This is a genomic window from Sphingomonas bacterium (assembly GCF_903644135.1).
Taxonomy (GTDB): Bacteria; Pseudomonadota; Alphaproteobacteria; order Sphingomonadales; family Sphingomonadaceae; genus Sphingomonas.
In genome coordinates this window covers 1-13,950 of sequence record NZ_CAHJXA010000038.1, presented here as the reverse complement: position 1 = coordinate 13,950, position 13,950 = coordinate 1, and the positions used below count along the sequence as shown (strand labels likewise).

Genomic DNA, 13,950 nt, shown 5'->3' with positions numbered 1-13,950 from the left:
GCCCCCTTCCCCCTCTACCCGCCTGCCCCTCCCCGCCCCGAAAGCCCTAGTCATGCCCGAACGCTCTGGCGCCGAACTGCCCGGTGCCGACATCCTCGTCGAAGCGCTGAACGACCTCGGCGTCGAGGTCGTCTTCGGCTATCCCGGCGGCGCGGTACTGCCGATCTACGACGCGCTGTTCCGCCACAACGCCCAGGGCGGCCGGATCAAGCACATCCTCGTCCGCCACGAACAGGCAGCGGTGCACGCGGCGGAGGGCTATGCCCGCTCGACGGGCAAGCCCGGCGTCGTCCTCGTCACCTCGGGGCCGGGCGCGACCAATGCGGTCACCGGCATCACCGACGCGCTGATGGACTCGATCCCGATCGTCGTCATCACCGGCCAGGTGCCGACCGCGCTGATCGGCACCGACGCCTTTCAGGAGGCGGACACCGTTGGCATCACGCGGCACTGTTCCAAGCACAACTATCTGGTCAAGGACCCCGCCCGGCTCGGCGAGGTGATCCACGAGGCGTTCCACATCGCCACCAGCGGCCGGCCCGGCCCGGTGGTGGTCGACATCTGCAAGGACGTGCAGGTCGCCAGCGCCCGCTACGTCAAGCCCGCGGGCACCGCGCCGATCCAGCACAAGACCTACCGCCCGCAGGTGAAGGCCGACCGGGCCGCGGTCGAGCAGCTGGTCGACCTGCTCGCCGCCGCCGAGCGGCCGATCCTCTACACCGGCGGCGGCGTCATCAACTCGGGGCCGGGCGCGAGCCAGCTGCTGCGCGAGCTGGCGCGGATCACCGGCGCGCCGGTGACCTCGACGCTGATGGGGCTGGGCGCGTTCCCGGCGTCGGACCCGCAGTTCCTCGGCATGCTGGGGATGCACGGCACCTATGAGGCGAACCACGCGATGAATCAGGCCGACCTGGTGGTCGCGCTCGGCGCGCGCTTCGACGACCGCGTGACCGGGCGGCTCGACGCGTTCAGCCCGTTCAGCCGCAAGGTCCATGTCGACATCGACCGGTCGAGCATCAACAAGACGGTGCGCATCGACCTCGCCATCGTCGCCGACGTCGGCCATGCGCTGGAGGATGCGGTGCGCATCTGGAAGTCGCGCCAGCACCCCAAGCCCGACCTGACCGACTGGTGGAGCCGCATCGAGGGCTGGCGCGCCAAGCGCTGCCTCGACTTCGAGGAGGAGGGCGACGCCATCATGCCGCAGCGCGCCGTCCGCGCGCTGTGGGAGGCGACGCGGGCGCGGGACCCGATCATCACCACCGAGGTCGGCCAGCACCAGATGTGGGCGGCGCAGCATTTCGGCTTCGAAGCGCCCAACAAGTGGCTGACCAGCGGCGGCCTCGGCACGATGGGCTATGGCCTGCCCGCCGCGATTGGCGCGCAGCTCGGCAATCCCAAGGCGCTGGTCATCGACATCGCCGGCGAGGCGTCGATCCAGATGAACATCCAGGAGCTGGCGACGGCGAAGCAATACCGGCTGCCGGTCAAGATCTTCATCCTCAACAACGAATATATGGGCATGGTCCGCCAGTGGCAGGAGCTGGTGTACGAGAGCCGCTATGCCGAGAGCTATTCAGATTCGCTGCCCGATTTCGTCAAGCTGGCGGAGGCCTATGGCTGGCTCGGCCTCCGCATCGAGGAGCGCGGCGAGCTGGAGAGCGGCATCGCCGCGATGCTGGCGCATGACGGACCGGTGATGGTCGACTGCCGCGTGGCGAAGCTGACCAACTGCTTCCCGATGATCCCGTCGGGCGCGGCGCACACCGACATGATCCTCCACGTCAGCGAGGTGGAGGGCGACATGGACGACGCGGCGAAGGCGCTGGTGTGATGCACATCACCCAGGAAGCCGCCGAGCGCCACACGCTGGCGGTGATCGTCGACAACGAGGCGGGGGTGCTGGCGCGCGTCGCCGGGCTGTTCACCGCGCGCGGCTACAACATCGAGAGCCTGACGGTCAGCGAGATCACCCATGACAAGGCGGTCAGCCGCCTGACCATCGTCACCAGCGCCTCGCCGCCGGTGATGGAACAGATCATCGCCCAGCTCGACCGGCTGGTGCCGGTGCACAGCGTCACCGACCTCACCGCCAAGGGCGAACATGTCGAGCGCGAGTTGGCGCTGGTCAAGGTGGCCGGCACCGGCGACCACCGCATCGAGGCGCTGCGCCTCGCCGACGTCTATCGCGCGCGGGTGGTCGATGCGACGATCTCCTCCTTCGTGTTCGAAGTGACCGGCGGGCGGGAGAAGATCGACAAGTTCGTCGAGCTGATGAGCGAAGTCGGCCTGATCGAGGTCGCCCGCACCGGCATCGTCGCCATCGCGCGGGGGCGCGAGGCGGCGTAACCTCTCATCAACCACCACCACCGTCACCCCGGGCTCGACCGGGGTCCAGGGCCACAAGCGCGATCGCTCGTGGCTCTGGATGCCGGGACGAGCCCGGCGTGACGAATAGAAAAGGGCAAAGAAAATGCGTGTCTATTACGATCGCGACGCCGACCTGAACCTGATCAGCGACAAGAAGATCGCGATCGTCGGCTATGGCTCGCAGGGCCATGCCCACGCGCAGAACCTGCGCGACAGCGGCGTCAAGGACATCGCCATCGCCCTGCGCGACGGCTCGCCGACCGCGAAGAAGGCCGAGGACGCCGGCTTCAAGGTCCTGTCCAACAAGGATGCCGCCGCCTGGGCCGACATCGTCATGATGCTCGCCCCCGACGAGCATCAGGCGGCGATCTGGGCCGACGACCTCAAGGGCAACCTCAAGCCCGGCGCGGCGATCGCCTTCGCGCACGGCCTCAACGTCCATTTCGGGCTGATCGAGCCGCCCGCCGACATCGACGTCATCATGATCGCGCCCAAGGGTCCCGGCCACACCGTCCGATCCGAATACGTCAAGGGCGGCGGCGTCCCCTGCCTGATCGCGATCCACCAGGACGCGTCGGGCAACGCCCACGACATCGCGCTGGCCTATGCGTCGGGGGTCGGCGGCGGCCGCTCGGGCATCATCGAGACCAATTTCCGCGAGGAGTGCGAGACCGACCTGTTCGGCGAGCAGGCGGTGCTGTGCGGCGGCATCACCCACCTGATCCAAGCGGGGTTCGAGACGCTGGTCGAGGCCGGCTACGCCCCCGAAATGGCCTATTTCGAGTGCCTGCACGAAACCAAGCTGATCGTCGACCTGCTGTACGAGGGCGGCATCGCCAACATGCGCTATTCGATCAGCAACACCGCCGAATATGGCGACATCGTCACCGGTCCGCGCATCATCACCGACGAGACCAAGGCGGAGATGAAGCGGGTGCTCGCCGACATCCAGTCTGGCCGCTTCGTCAAGAATTTCGTCCTCGACAACCGCGCCGGCCAGCCCGAGTTGAAGGCGGCGCGCAAGGCGGCGCAGCGTCACCCGATCGAGCAGGTCGGCAGCGAATTGCGCGCGATGATGCCGTGGATCGGCAAGAACGCGCTGGTCGACAAGACTCGTAACTGAACCGACATCATTGGGCCATGTTGTCGGCGCTAGTCGGCGACATGCGCACCGCCGGTGACGACCCCCGCTGGACGATCGTCCTCCCCTATTACAACGAGGAGGCATATATCGGCCGCACCATCGCGGCGGCGATCGCCCAGCGCGGTCCGGCGTTCCGGCTGGTGCTGGTCGACAACGCCTCGACCGACGGCACGGAAGCGCTGTGCCGGGATCTGCTCGCTGTTGAGCCGCAGATCGAGGTCGAGCATGTCTTCGAGCCGCAGCCGGGGCCGAGCCATGCGCTGAAGGCCGGCTTCGACCGGGTGCGTACGCCCTTCGTCAGCTTGTGGAACGCCGACACCTGGTATCCACCAGACTATCTGGCGCGCGCCGAGGCGATGCTGGCGCGGCCCGGCGTCGTCGCGGCGATGGCGATCGATCTGGCGCACGGGCCGCTCTGCGTCGCCGGGGTTCTGCGCCGCTATCAGAAACGGATCGCCAGCCTGATTATGCGCCGTCAGGCCCATACCGGCACCTTCGGCCAGTGCTTCCGCACCTCGGTGCTGCGCGAGGCCGGCGGTCCGCGGTCGGAGGCATGGCCCTGGGTGCTCGACGACCATGAACTGATGCAGCGCGTGCTGAAGCTTGGCCGTTCGAGCTATAGCGCCGACTTCTGGTGTATGCCCTCGACCCGCCGCGGCGCGTGCGCACACGTCCGCTGGACGCTCGCCGAGCGGCTGCTCTACCATCTGACGCCGTTTCGGCTGAAGGACTGGTTCTTCTATCGCTTCCTGTGGCGGCGCTTCGCGGTGCGGGACATGGGCACCGCCAATCTGCGCATCCGCGACTGGCGATCGTAATCGCGACGCGCTGAAACGATGCGTTGCCGTGAAGGGGATTTGACGCGGCGGCTGCGGCGCACCACGTTCGAGGCAGTCTAACAGGAGACCCTCACCATGCGCCTTTCCCTTGTTCCGACGCTAGCCATCGCGCTCGCCGCCACCGCTCCCGCCCTCGCGCAGCTCGCGACCACCGCCGCCCAGCCCGGCGCGCCGATCGTCTCGCGTATCGCCGCCGGCACCTATCAGGTCGATCCCGCCCACACCCAGGTCGCCTGGGAGGTCAACCATATGGGCTTCTCCATGCTGTCGGGTATGTTCGGCGCGGCAAGCGGCTCAATCACCATCGACCCGGCCCATCCCGCCGCCGCCAAGGTGGCGGTGACCTTCCAGGTCGACCAGCTGGCGGTCACCAGCGCGCCGTTTGCGCACCACCTGATGTCCAACGAGATCTTCGACGCCGCCAAATACCCGACCGCCAGCTTCGTCTCGACCAGCGTCACCCCGAAGGGTGCTGACCAGGCGACGATCGTCGGCAATCTGACGATCAAGGGCATCACCAAGCCGGTGACGCTGGAGGCGAAGTTCGTCGGTGCGGGCGTCAATCCGATGAATAAGAAGCTGAACTTCGGCTTCACCGCCAACGGCATCGTCAAGCGCAGCGACTTCGGCGTCGGCATCGCCGCGCCCTATGTTTCCGACACCGCGACGGTGCACATCCACGCCGCCTTCGTCACGGCGTAACCGGCCGGGAGGGCGTCGGCAGCGGCGTCCTCCCCTTGCCCCTGCAGCCCGGCGCAAGCGGATCGGATCGAACGTCCGGCTGGACAGCGGTGCGGACCTGCGCCAAGGGGCCGGGCATGAAGCGGGCCACCCTCCTCGCGCTACGACTTATCCGCCCTTAGGCGGCGGTCGGCGTGCTGTGATGCGGGCAGATCGGGCCGGCTAAGGGCACAAACCGCTCCGCCCGCCAACGCCCGCTACGGACCCGCTGCCATGCTCCGTGACCCTTCGACGAAATACTCGCCATTCCCGCCGATCGACCTGCCCGACCGGCAATGGCCGTCGCGCACCCTCACCCGGCCGCCGCGCTGGCTCTCGACCGACCTGCGCGACGGCAACCAGGCGCTGATCGACCCGATGGACGCCGAGAAGAAGACGCGGCTGTTCGACCTGCTCGTCAAGATCGGCCTCAAGGAGATCGAGGTCGGCTTCCCCAGCGCGGGCACGACCGAGTTCGACTTCATCTCCGGCCTCGTCCAGGGCGGCCGCATACCGGCGGACGTCACTGTCCAAGTGCTCACGCAAGCCCGCCGCGACCTGATCGAGACCAGCTTCGCCAGCCTGGAGGGAGCGCCGACCGCGATCGTCCACCTCTACAACGCGGTCTCGCCGGCGTGGCGCAAGATCGTGTTCGGCATGTCGCGCGACGAGGTGAAGCGGATCGCCACCGACGGCGCGGCCATGCTGCGCGACGAGGCGGCGAAGCGCCCCGCCACCGACTGGCGCTTCGAATACAGCCCGGAGACCTTCTCGACCGCCGAGCTCGATTTCAGCCTGGAGGTGTGCGAGGCGGTGATCGACGTGTTGCGGCCGAGCCCGGACAAGCCGCTGATCCTCAACCTGCCCGCCACCGTCGAGTGCGCCACGCCGAACGTCTATGCCGACCAGATCGAGTGGTTCGGCCGCCACATCCGCAACCGCGACAGCGTCGTCCTGTCGCTCCACCCGCACAACGACCGCGGCACCGGCGTCGCCGCCGCCGAACTGGGGCTGATGGCGGGCGCGGACCGGGTCGAGGGCTGCCTGCTCGGCAATGGCGAGCGCACCGGCAATTGTGACCTCGTCACCGTCGCCCTCAACCTCTACACGCAGGGGGTGTCGCCGGGGCTCGACCTGTCGGACATCGACGCGGTGGTGAACACCGTCACCTATTGCACCAACCTGCCCGTCCACCCGCGCACGCCCTATGCCGGCGAGCTGGTCTTCACCGCCTTCTCCGGCTCGCACCAGGACGCGATCAGGAAGGGCTTTGCTGCGCAGGAGGCGCGCAACGACGCGCTGTGGGAAGTGCCGTACCTGCCGATCGACCCCGCCGACCTAGGCCGCAGCTACGAAGCGGTGATCCGCGTCAACTCGCAATCGGGCAAGGGCGGCGTCGCCTGGGTGATCGAGCAGGACCGCGGGCTGAAGCTGCCCAAGCGCCTCCAGGCCGATTTCAGCCGCCACGTCCAGCGCCTCGCCGACGAGACCAGCCGCGAGCTCGACGCCACCGACATCTGGGGCGCGTTCCAGCGGGCGTACCTTCCCGAAGACAGCGACCGCTTCAGCTTGCGCGACTATGAGGAGACGGGAAGCGTCGGCGACCGGCTGTTCGTCGGCCGCGTCGCGGTTGACGGTGTCGAACGGTCGATCAGCGGCCGCGGCAACGGCCTGATCTCCGGCGTCGTCGCCGCGCTGGGCGAGCATGGCGGCCCCGCGCTCGACGTCATCGACTATTCGGAGCACGCGATTGGCCATGGTGCCGACGCGCAGGCCGCCGCCTATGTCGAGTGCCGCACCCCGGCAGGGGCGGTGATCTGGGGCGTCGGCATCGATCATGACGTCGCGACCGCCAGTGTCCGAGCGGTGTTGAGCGCCGGCAACCGCGCCGGCGATCGTCAGTAACGGTCAGTCGGAGCGAACTTCACCCGCCAAGTGCATGAAATCGCACGGCCAGGCGCGCAGATGGGCACCGGCGTCGACGAAGATCGTCTGACCGGTCAGGCCGATCGCGGATGCCGCGAACAACACCGCGTCCGCGACCTCATCGGGCGAGGGCAGTCGCAAGAGCGGCATCATCCGGGCAAGCCGCTGCATCATCGCGGCGTCGTAATCCTCCGTCGGCAGCGTCAGTCCCGGAGCGACGCCGTTCACCCTGATCGCCGGCGCGAGCGACACCGAGGCGATCCGAGTCAGCGCAGCGACCGCCACCTTGGACAAGGTATAGGCGAGCTGGTCGCGATGGGGCGCGACGATCCGCTGGTCCAGGATGTTGACGATCGATCGGTCCTCGCCCGCCGGTCCGCCGAGCGCCGCGAAGTCGCGGATGAGCAGGGCAGGAGCGGCGGTGTTGACCGTGAAATGGTCGCCAAGCGCTTCCGCGCTGGTCGTCTCGATCCTGTCCTGCCCGAACAAGGCGGCATTGTTGACCAGGAGGCGCGGCGGCCGCCCCGTCGCGGCGACGACGCGGGGGCCGCTCCATCGGTGAAGTCGGCTTCGAACACGCTCCAGGCGGCACCTGCACGATCGATCCGATCGCGGAGCGGCTCTTCCAGCGCAGCGCTGCCGCTGCTCTGCAACGCCAGGTCCCACCCCGCCTCGGCCAGGCGCGCCGCGATCGCCGCACCCAATCGTCGACACCCCCCCGTGACCAGCGCGAGCGGGCGTTCGCTCAAGCACTTACCCCCATCAGCGCCAGCACCTCCTTGCGGCTGCGCTCGTCGTCGCGGAACACGCCCATCATCCGGCTGGTCTTCATGCTGACGCCGGTGGTGCGGACGCCCCGCGCGCTCATGCAGGCATGGGTCGCCTCGATCACCACGGCGACGCCATGCGGCTTGAGATTGTCCCAGATGCAATCGGCGACCTCGGCGGTCAGGCGCTCCTGCACCTGCAGCCGCCGCGCAAAGCCGTGCAGCACCCGCGCCAGCTTGGAGATGCCGACGACATGGTCGCGCGGCAGATAGGCGATGTGCGCGCGGCCGATGATCGGGGCCATGTGATGCTCGCAATGCGACTGGAACGGGATGTCCTTCAGCAGCACGATCTCGTCATAGCCGCCGACCTCCTCGAACACGCGCTCCAGATGGCGGGCGGGATCGTCCTCGTAGCCGCCGCAATATTCCCGCCAGGCGCGGGCGACGCGGCGCGGCGTGTCGATCAGCCCTTCGCGCTCGGGATCGTCGCCGGACCAGCGGATCAGCGTCCGCACCGCCTCGGCGACGTCGTCGGGCACCGCTATCTTGCCGTCCGCGGCGATTGGATCAGCCATGATCGATACCTTCCACTCCAGTCGGCCCTCCATACGCCGCTGCTCCGCCGCGGCAACTGCGGTGCCTTCGCCCGGTCATGACTGGAAACCATCCCCGTCCCAGCGTGTTCCTCATGCGACCGATGGGAGAACGACGATGGCCAAGGACCTGAAGAGCGGCGACAAGGTGACGTGGAAGGCGCATGGCGGCACCGCGCACGGCAAGGTCGAGAAGAAACAGACCAGCGACACCAAGATCAAGAGCCAGACGATCCGCGCTTCCAAGGACGATCCGCAGTTCATCGTAAAGAGTGACAAGGGCGGCAAGGCGGCGCACAAGGCGGACGCGCTCACCAAAGCGTAATTCCCGCGCCCCGGCGCTCCGGCGCTCCGGCTGGGAGCGTCGGCCGCCAACAGGAAGGACCCCCGATGGCCACCGCCAAACAGGAAACAGCCGCGAAGAAGACTGCCGTCAAGCAGACCAACTCCGGCACCGGCATCCATGCCCCCGTCCAGCCCTCGCCCGAACTCGGCGCGATCGTCGGCAACGACAAGTTGCCGCGCAGCCAGGTGATCAGCAAGGTGTGGGACTATATCAAGGCCCACAAGCTGCAGAATCCGGAGAACAAGCGTGAGATCGTGGCGGACGCCAAGCTGAAGAAGGTGTTCGGCCGCGACAAGTGCACGATGTTCGAGATGAACAAGTACATCTCGCAGCACGTCAAGGCGTGACGTCGCCGCAGGACTGACGTCCTCGCCCTCGGTCCGATGACAGAGCAAGGCCGTCGGCAGCGATGCCGGCGGCCTTCTAGTGCAAGCAGGCAACCATTGTCGCGGCTGCCGGTCCCGCCTACCTTGCCGCCATGTTCAAGTACGTCCTGCGCGTCCTCGCGCTCGTCCTCGTCGTCGCCGTCGGCATTGCTGTCTATCTCGGCTGGCCCGACCAGGCACAGCTGCCGCTCGCAGCCGTCACCGGTCGCCGCCCGACGATCGGCGAGCCGCGTGGCCAGATCATCCCCACGGTGGGCGTCGCCAAGGCGGTCGGCTGGCACGATGGCGCAACGCCGGTCGCCGCAGCCGGGCTGAAGGTCCGGCCGTTCGCCACCGGGCTCGACCATCCGCGCTGGCTCTACCGGCTGCCCAATGGCGACGTGCTGGTCGCCGAGAGCAACTCGCCGCCGCGTCCGGGGAACGGCATCACCATGACGGTGATGCGCTGGCTGCTCGGCACCGCCGGCGCTGGCGGCGCGTCGCCCGACCGCATCACCTTGCTGCGCGACGCCGATGGCGATGGCGTTGCCGAGACCAGGACGGTGTTCATGACCGGGCTGCACTCGCCGCACGGCATGACCTTGTTCAAGGGCCAGCTCTACATCGCCGACACCGACGCCTTGGTACGGGTGCCCTATACAGACGGCGCGACCCGGATCACCGCCACCCCCGAGCTGGTGGTCAAGCTGCCCGGCGGCGGTAACCACTGGGCGCGCAACGTCATCCCCGCCGGCGACGGGCGCACCCTGTACGTGTCGGTCGGCTCGTCGACCAACATCGCCGACAACGGCCTCGCCGCCGAGCAGTATCGCGCCAACATCCTGCAGGTCTGGCCAGCCGAGAAGACCATGCGCATCTTCGGCGCGGGGTTGCGCAACCCCAACGGCATGGCGATCAATCCCTGGAACGGCGGGCTGTGGACGGTGGTCAACGAGCGCGACATGATCGGCTCCGATCTCGCGCCCGACTACCTGACCCAGGTCGAATTCGGCGATCAGTTCGGCTGGCCCTGGTATTATTGGGGCGGCTATCCCGACGACCGCGTCGAACCCAAGAACCCGGCCTTGCAGGAATATTCCAAGCGCCCGGACTATGCGATGGGGCCGCATGTCGCGGCACTCGGCCTCGCCTTCTCGGCCGACGCAAAGCTGGGGGAGCATTGGGCGCACGGCGCATTCATCGGCGAGCATGGCTCGTGGAACCGCAAGCCGCTGTCGGGGTACAAGGTCGTGTATGTGCCCTTCGGAGCGAACGGCTTCCCGCTGCCCGATGCCAAGCCGGTCGACGTGCTGACCGGCTTCCTGTCGGCGGACGGCAAGGCGCAGGGGCGGCCGGTCGGGGTCGTCACCGACAAGGCGGGCGCGCTGCTGATCGCCGACGACGTGGGCGATGCGGTGTGGCGGGTCAGCGCCGGCTGATCGTCACTTCAGCAACACCGTCCCTTCCTTGGCCAGCTTGGCGCGGATCGCTTCGGCGAACAAAGCCAGGAACGGCGGCAGATTGACGGTCGCGTGAACGCGCGCGTCGAAGATATCGAGCCGGCTGGCGATCCGCTGACCCAGCGCCTCGATCGTGAAGGTCAGGCTGTCGCCCTCCCAGTGATGCTCGGTGACGTGGCCGCCAGGGATCATGTCGGCGATCTGGCCGAAGCCGCCCTCGACCCGCGCCCGGGCGGCTGCCTTGCCCAGCGTGTGGGGGATGTCGACCTCGACCGGCTGGGTGGTCATGCCATCTGCTCCTGCGGTCGGAAGGATGTCGCGAACAGCATCGCGTCGTCGGCAAACGCCTTGAACTCCAGCGCGTTGCCGCTGGGGTCGCGGAAGAACATCGTCGCCTGCTCGCCCGGCTGGCCGACGAAGCGCAGATGCGGCGCGATGCCGAACCGCGTGCCGGCCGCCTCCAGCCGGTCGGCCATCGCCCGCCAGTCCGTCATGGTCAGCACCACGCCGAAATGCGGCACCGGCACGTCATGGCCATCGACCGAGTTCTCGACAACGACCGGCTTGGCGGCGGAATCGAGATGGGCGACGATCTGATGGCCATATAGATCGAAATCGATCCATTGCTCGCTCGACCGACCCTCCGCGCAGCCCAGCACGCCGCCGTAGAACGCGCGCGCGGCGGCGAGGTCGTGGACCGGGAAGGCGAGATGGAAAGGGCGCAGTGTCATCCGGGCCATATAGGCGATCCTCCCGGGCACGGGGAGGGGGACCGCGCCGGAGCCGGGGTGGAGAGCTGAGCCGCATACGACGCGTCGGCGGCAAGGCCCCTCCACCATGCTGCGCATGGTCCCCCTCCCCGTGCCGGGGAGGATCGTGTAGCCGCTTCGGATAATGGTTCGCCGCCTGCCCCCTGCCCTCATTTGCCTCGTCCTTGGCGCGCTCGCCGCGTGCGGGTTCGCACCGTGGGAATCGTGGCCGCTGACGCTGCTGTGCGTCGCCGTCTGGATGCTGCTGGTGAATGGAGCGTCGTCAGTGCGCGTGGCGCTCTGGCGCGGGTGGCTGTTCGGGCTCGGCCACTTCACCGTCAACGACAACTGGTTCCAGCACGCCTTTGATTTCCAGGACAAAATGCCGCCGGTGCTGGGCTATGCCGCCGCCGTCGCGCTGGCGCTGTATCTGGCGGTGTACCCGGCGATGGCGGCGGGGGTGGCGTGGCGGTTCCGGAACGAGACGCGCGCGGACTTGCCGTTCGTGCTGGTGTTCGCCGGGGCGTGGATCGCCGCCGAGTGGCTGCGCGCGACGGTCTTCACCGGCTATGCCTGGGACCCGCTGGCGGTGATCTGGGTGCCGGTGCAGCCGGTCGCGGCGGTGGCGGCATGGGTGGGGACATACGCGCTGTCGGGGCTGACGATCGCGGCGGCGGGGCTGGTGCTGATGGCCGTCCGCTCGCGACGACCGCTTGCCATCGGTGCCGTCGTGGTCGCGGCATCCGGCGGCATGGCGGCTCAGGCAGTCAGCTACCTGACGGATACGCCGGTCGCCCTTCCCGCCGACGCACCCCGCGTCCGCGTCGTCCAACCGAACATCAGCCAGCAGGACCGCAGCGACGACGACGGCCCCCGCACCTTCGCGGCAATGGCGCGGCTGTCCGGCCGGCCCGGCCCCGCCCCGCGGCTGGTGGTCTGGCCCGAGGGGATGCTGCGCGACTATGTCGAGGACGGTTATCCGCTCGTCGCCTATGCCTATGCCGGTTCCTTGCCTTGGGCGGCGCGGCGGCGGATCGCGGCGTTACTGGGCTCGCGCGACATGCTGATGACGGGTGGCGACTCGCTGCGCTTCGACCGGCGCGGGCAGATGGTCGGCGCGGGCAATTCGGTGTTCGCAGTTGATGCGCGGGCGCGGTTGACCGGTCGCTACGACAAGGCGCACCTCGTCCCTTACGGCGAGTATCTGCCGATGCCATGGCTGCTGAAGCCGCTCGGCCTCGCTCGGCTGGTGCCCGGCGACATGGACTTCGACCCCGGCCCCGGCCCGCGCAACCTCGTCTTCCCCGGCGTCGGCGCGATCGGCGTGCAGCTCTGCTATGAGATCGTCTTCTCCGGCGAGGTGGTCGATCGTGCCCACCGCCCCGCGTTGCTGTTCAATCCCAGCAACGACGCCTGGTTTGGCCGCTGGGGACCGCCGCAGCACCTCGCACAGGCGCGGATGCGCGCGATCGAGGAGGGGCTGCCGATCATCCGCGCGACACCCACCGGGATCAGCGCGATCATCGCCGCCGATGGCCGTCTGATCGCCACCGTACCGCACGAGCACGCCGGCGCGATCGAGGCGGCGATCCCCCCTGCCCTGCCGCCGACGCTGTTCGCCCGCTTCGGCAATTTGATGGCGGCGCTGGTCGGCATCGCCCTGTTCGCGAGCGGCGTTGCCATGCGTCGCCAGCGCCGCTAGGGGCATATAAGGAAAGCTTTATATGGCATGGCAACGGCCGGGCTTTCCTATCATCATAAGGAAACCCCATGCGTTCCAGCTACCTCTTCACCTCCGAATCCGTCTCCGAGGGCCATCCCGACAAGGTCGCCGACCAGATCAGCGACTCGATCGTCGACCTGTTCCTGTCCAAGGACCCGCAGGCGCGCGTCGCCTGCGAGACTCTGACCACGACCAACAAGGTCGTCATCGCCGGCGAGATCCGCGGCCAGGGCATCATGGACACCGACGGCAACTGGGCCGATGGCGTGCTCGACGAGATCGAGGCGGCTGTCCGCGCCACCGTCAAGGCGATCGGCTATGAGCAGGCCGGCTTCCACTGGCAGACCTTCGACTTCTCCAACAATCTCCACCCGCAGTCCGCCGACATCGCGATGGGCGTGGACGAGAGCGGCAACAAGGACGAGGGCGCAGGCGACCAGGGCATCATGTTCGGCTATGCCACCGACGAGACCCCCGGCCTGATGCCGGCGACGCTCTATTACAGCCACAAGATCCTGGAGCGGCTTGCCGCCGACCGCCATTCCGGCGCGGCACCGTTCCTGGAGCCGGACGCCAAGAGCCAGGTGACGCTGTATTACGAGAACGAGCTGCCGGTGCGCGCCACCGCGCTGGTCGTCTCCACCCAGCACGCGCCCGGCTATTGCGAGAAGGGCGACAACGCCGATCCCGCCAAATATGCCGTCCTACGCGACCATGTGATGGGCGCGTTCCATGACATCCTGCCCGATGGCTACATTACCGACGAGACCAAGATCTACATCAACCCGACCGGCCAGTTCGAGATCGGCGGACCCGACGGCGATGCCGGGCTGACCGGGCGCAAGATCATCGTCGACACCTATGGCGGCGCGGCCCCGCATGGCGGCGGCGCGTTCAGCGGCAAGGACCCTACCAAGGTCGACCGTTCGGCCGCCTATGTGGCGC

The 13,950-nt window shown here is 68.2% G+C and carries 15 protein-coding genes; 11 read left to right on the top strand and 4 right to left on the bottom strand.

Going from position 1 to position 13,950, the window contains the following annotated elements:
- Nucleotides 1-52 precede the first annotated feature (52 nt).
- The 6 genes from ilvB to leuA all read left to right on the top strand — a co-directional run bounded on the left by ilvB (nt 53) and on the right by leuA (nt 6,978).
- On the top strand, nt 53-1,834 hold the full coding sequence (gene ilvB / locus HUU96_RS03795) for a biosynthetic-type acetolactate synthase large subunit (RefSeq protein WP_174291529.1): 1,782 nt from the start codon (nt 53-55) through the stop codon (nt 1,832-1,834).
- Nucleotides 1,834-2,349, top strand: coding sequence for an acetolactate synthase small subunit (ilvN, locus tag HUU96_RS03790; protein ID WP_174291528.1), 516 nt, complete (start codon nt 1,834-1,836; stop codon nt 2,347-2,349). Before ilvB ends, ilvN begins: the two co-directional genes overlap by 1 nt.
- A 124-nt stretch (nt 2,350-2,473) precedes the next feature.
- The gene (gene ilvC / locus HUU96_RS03785) at nt 2,474-3,493 is read left to right on the top strand and encodes a ketol-acid reductoisomerase (RefSeq protein WP_174291527.1); all 1,020 of its coding nucleotides are present in this window, start codon (nt 2,474-2,476) and stop codon (nt 3,491-3,493) included.
- Between the two features lie 17 nt (nt 3,494-3,510).
- Entirely contained in the window at nt 3,511-4,332 is an 822-nt protein-coding gene (locus HUU96_RS03780; RefSeq protein WP_174291526.1) for a glycosyltransferase family 2 protein, read from the top strand.
- A 96-nt stretch (nt 4,333-4,428) separates the two neighbouring features.
- Nucleotides 4,429-5,055 carry a YceI family protein gene (locus HUU96_RS03775; protein WP_174291525.1) on the top strand — a complete coding sequence of 209 codons (627 nt, stop codon included), beginning with the start codon at nt 4,429-4,431 and terminating at the stop codon, nt 5,053-5,055.
- 252 nt (nt 5,056-5,307) lie between these two features.
- Nucleotides 5,308-6,978 (top strand): 2-isopropylmalate synthase, encoded by a 1,671-nt coding sequence (leuA, locus tag HUU96_RS03770; protein WP_174291524.1) that lies wholly within the window; start codon nt 5,308-5,310, stop codon nt 6,976-6,978.
- A 3-nt stretch (nt 6,979-6,981) separates the two neighbouring features.
- Here the strand turns inward: leuA and HUU96_RS03765 are convergent, their stop codons facing one another.
- Both HUU96_RS03765 and folE read right to left on the bottom strand, forming a co-directional pair.
- Nucleotides 6,982-7,488, bottom strand: a complete 507-nt coding sequence (locus tag HUU96_RS03765) for an SDR family oxidoreductase (RefSeq protein WP_254604959.1) — start codon at nt 7,486-7,488, stop codon at nt 6,982-6,984.
- 256 nt (nt 7,489-7,744) lie between these two features.
- Nucleotides 7,745-8,344, bottom strand: coding sequence for a GTP cyclohydrolase I FolE (gene folE / locus HUU96_RS03760; RefSeq protein ID WP_174291523.1), 600 nt, complete (start codon nt 8,342-8,344; stop codon nt 7,745-7,747).
- 136 nt (nt 8,345-8,480) lie between these two features.
- On the opposite strand from folE, the gene HUU96_RS03755 reads away from it, so the two are divergent.
- From HUU96_RS03755 to HUU96_RS03745, 3 genes are all read left to right on the top strand, one after another.
- Nucleotides 8,481-8,687 (top strand): DUF2945 domain-containing protein, encoded by a 207-nt coding sequence (locus tag HUU96_RS03755; protein ID WP_174291522.1) that lies wholly within the window; start codon nt 8,481-8,483, stop codon nt 8,685-8,687.
- 65 nt (nt 8,688-8,752) lie between these two features.
- Nucleotides 8,753-9,055, top strand: a complete 303-nt coding sequence (locus tag HUU96_RS03750) for an SWIB/MDM2 domain-containing protein (RefSeq protein WP_174291521.1) — start codon at nt 8,753-8,755, stop codon at nt 9,053-9,055.
- 131 nt (nt 9,056-9,186) lie between these two features.
- A complete protein-coding gene (locus HUU96_RS03745) occupies nt 9,187-10,512 on the top strand; it encodes a PQQ-dependent sugar dehydrogenase (protein WP_174291520.1) in 1,326 nt (441 codons plus the stop codon).
- A gap of 3 nt (nt 10,513-10,515) precedes the next feature.
- Here HUU96_RS03745 and HUU96_RS03740 read toward each other — a convergent pair whose 3' ends face one another.
- Nucleotides 10,516-10,821 (bottom strand): polyhydroxyalkanoic acid system family protein, encoded by a 306-nt coding sequence (locus HUU96_RS03740; protein WP_174291519.1) that lies wholly within the window; start codon nt 10,819-10,821, stop codon nt 10,516-10,518.
- Nucleotides 10,818-11,264, bottom strand: coding sequence for a VOC family protein (locus HUU96_RS03735; RefSeq protein ID WP_174291518.1), 447 nt, complete (start codon nt 11,262-11,264; stop codon nt 10,818-10,820). The genes HUU96_RS03740 and HUU96_RS03735 overlap by 4 nt, the downstream gene beginning before the upstream one ends.
- Before the next feature lie 163 nt (nt 11,265-11,427).
- On the opposite strand from HUU96_RS03735, the gene lnt reads away from it, so the two are divergent.
- Nucleotides 11,428-12,984 carry an apolipoprotein N-acyltransferase gene (gene lnt, locus HUU96_RS03730; RefSeq protein ID WP_174291517.1) on the top strand — a complete coding sequence of 519 codons (1,557 nt, stop codon included), beginning with the start codon at nt 11,428-11,430 and terminating at the stop codon, nt 12,982-12,984.
- 68 nt (nt 12,985-13,052) lie between these two features.
- On the top strand, nt 13,053-13,950 hold an 898-nt coding region (gene metK, locus HUU96_RS03725), incomplete at its 3' end, for a methionine adenosyltransferase (RefSeq protein WP_174291516.1).

What these genes read in the sequence shown, in the direction of transcription:
- ilvB (WP_174291529.1), top strand. Translation starts at nt 53, where the DNA reads ATGCCCGAACGCTCTGGCGCCGAACTGCCCGGTGCCGACATCCTCGTC.
- ilvN (WP_174291528.1), top strand. Translation starts at nt 1,834, where the DNA reads ATGCACATCACCCAGGAAGCCGCCGAGCGCCACACGCTGGCGGTGATC.
- ilvC (WP_174291527.1), top strand. Translation starts at nt 2,474, where the DNA reads ATGCGTGTCTATTACGATCGCGACGCCGACCTGAACCTGATCAGCGAC.
- HUU96_RS03780 (WP_174291526.1), top strand. Translation starts at nt 3,511, where the DNA reads ATGTTGTCGGCGCTAGTCGGCGACATGCGCACCGCCGGTGACGACCCC.
- HUU96_RS03775 (WP_174291525.1), top strand. Translation starts at nt 4,429, where the DNA reads ATGCGCCTTTCCCTTGTTCCGACGCTAGCCATCGCGCTCGCCGCCACC.
- leuA (WP_174291524.1), top strand. Translation starts at nt 5,308, where the DNA reads ATGCTCCGTGACCCTTCGACGAAATACTCGCCATTCCCGCCGATCGAC.
- folE (WP_174291523.1), bottom strand. Translation starts at nt 8,344, where the DNA reads ATGGCTGATCCAATCGCCGCGGACGGCAAGATAGCGGTGCCCGACGAC.
- HUU96_RS03755 (WP_174291522.1), top strand. Translation starts at nt 8,481, where the DNA reads ATGGCCAAGGACCTGAAGAGCGGCGACAAGGTGACGTGGAAGGCGCAT.
- HUU96_RS03750 (WP_174291521.1), top strand. Translation starts at nt 8,753, where the DNA reads ATGGCCACCGCCAAACAGGAAACAGCCGCGAAGAAGACTGCCGTCAAG.
- HUU96_RS03745 (WP_174291520.1), top strand. Translation starts at nt 9,187, where the DNA reads ATGTTCAAGTACGTCCTGCGCGTCCTCGCGCTCGTCCTCGTCGTCGCC.
- HUU96_RS03740 (WP_174291519.1), bottom strand. Translation starts at nt 10,821, where the DNA reads ATGACCACCCAGCCGGTCGAGGTCGACATCCCCCACACGCTGGGCAAG.
- HUU96_RS03735 (WP_174291518.1), bottom strand. Translation starts at nt 11,264, where the DNA reads ATGACACTGCGCCCTTTCCATCTCGCCTTCCCGGTCCACGACCTCGCC.
- lnt (WP_174291517.1), top strand. Translation starts at nt 11,428, where the DNA reads ATGGTTCGCCGCCTGCCCCCTGCCCTCATTTGCCTCGTCCTTGGCGCG.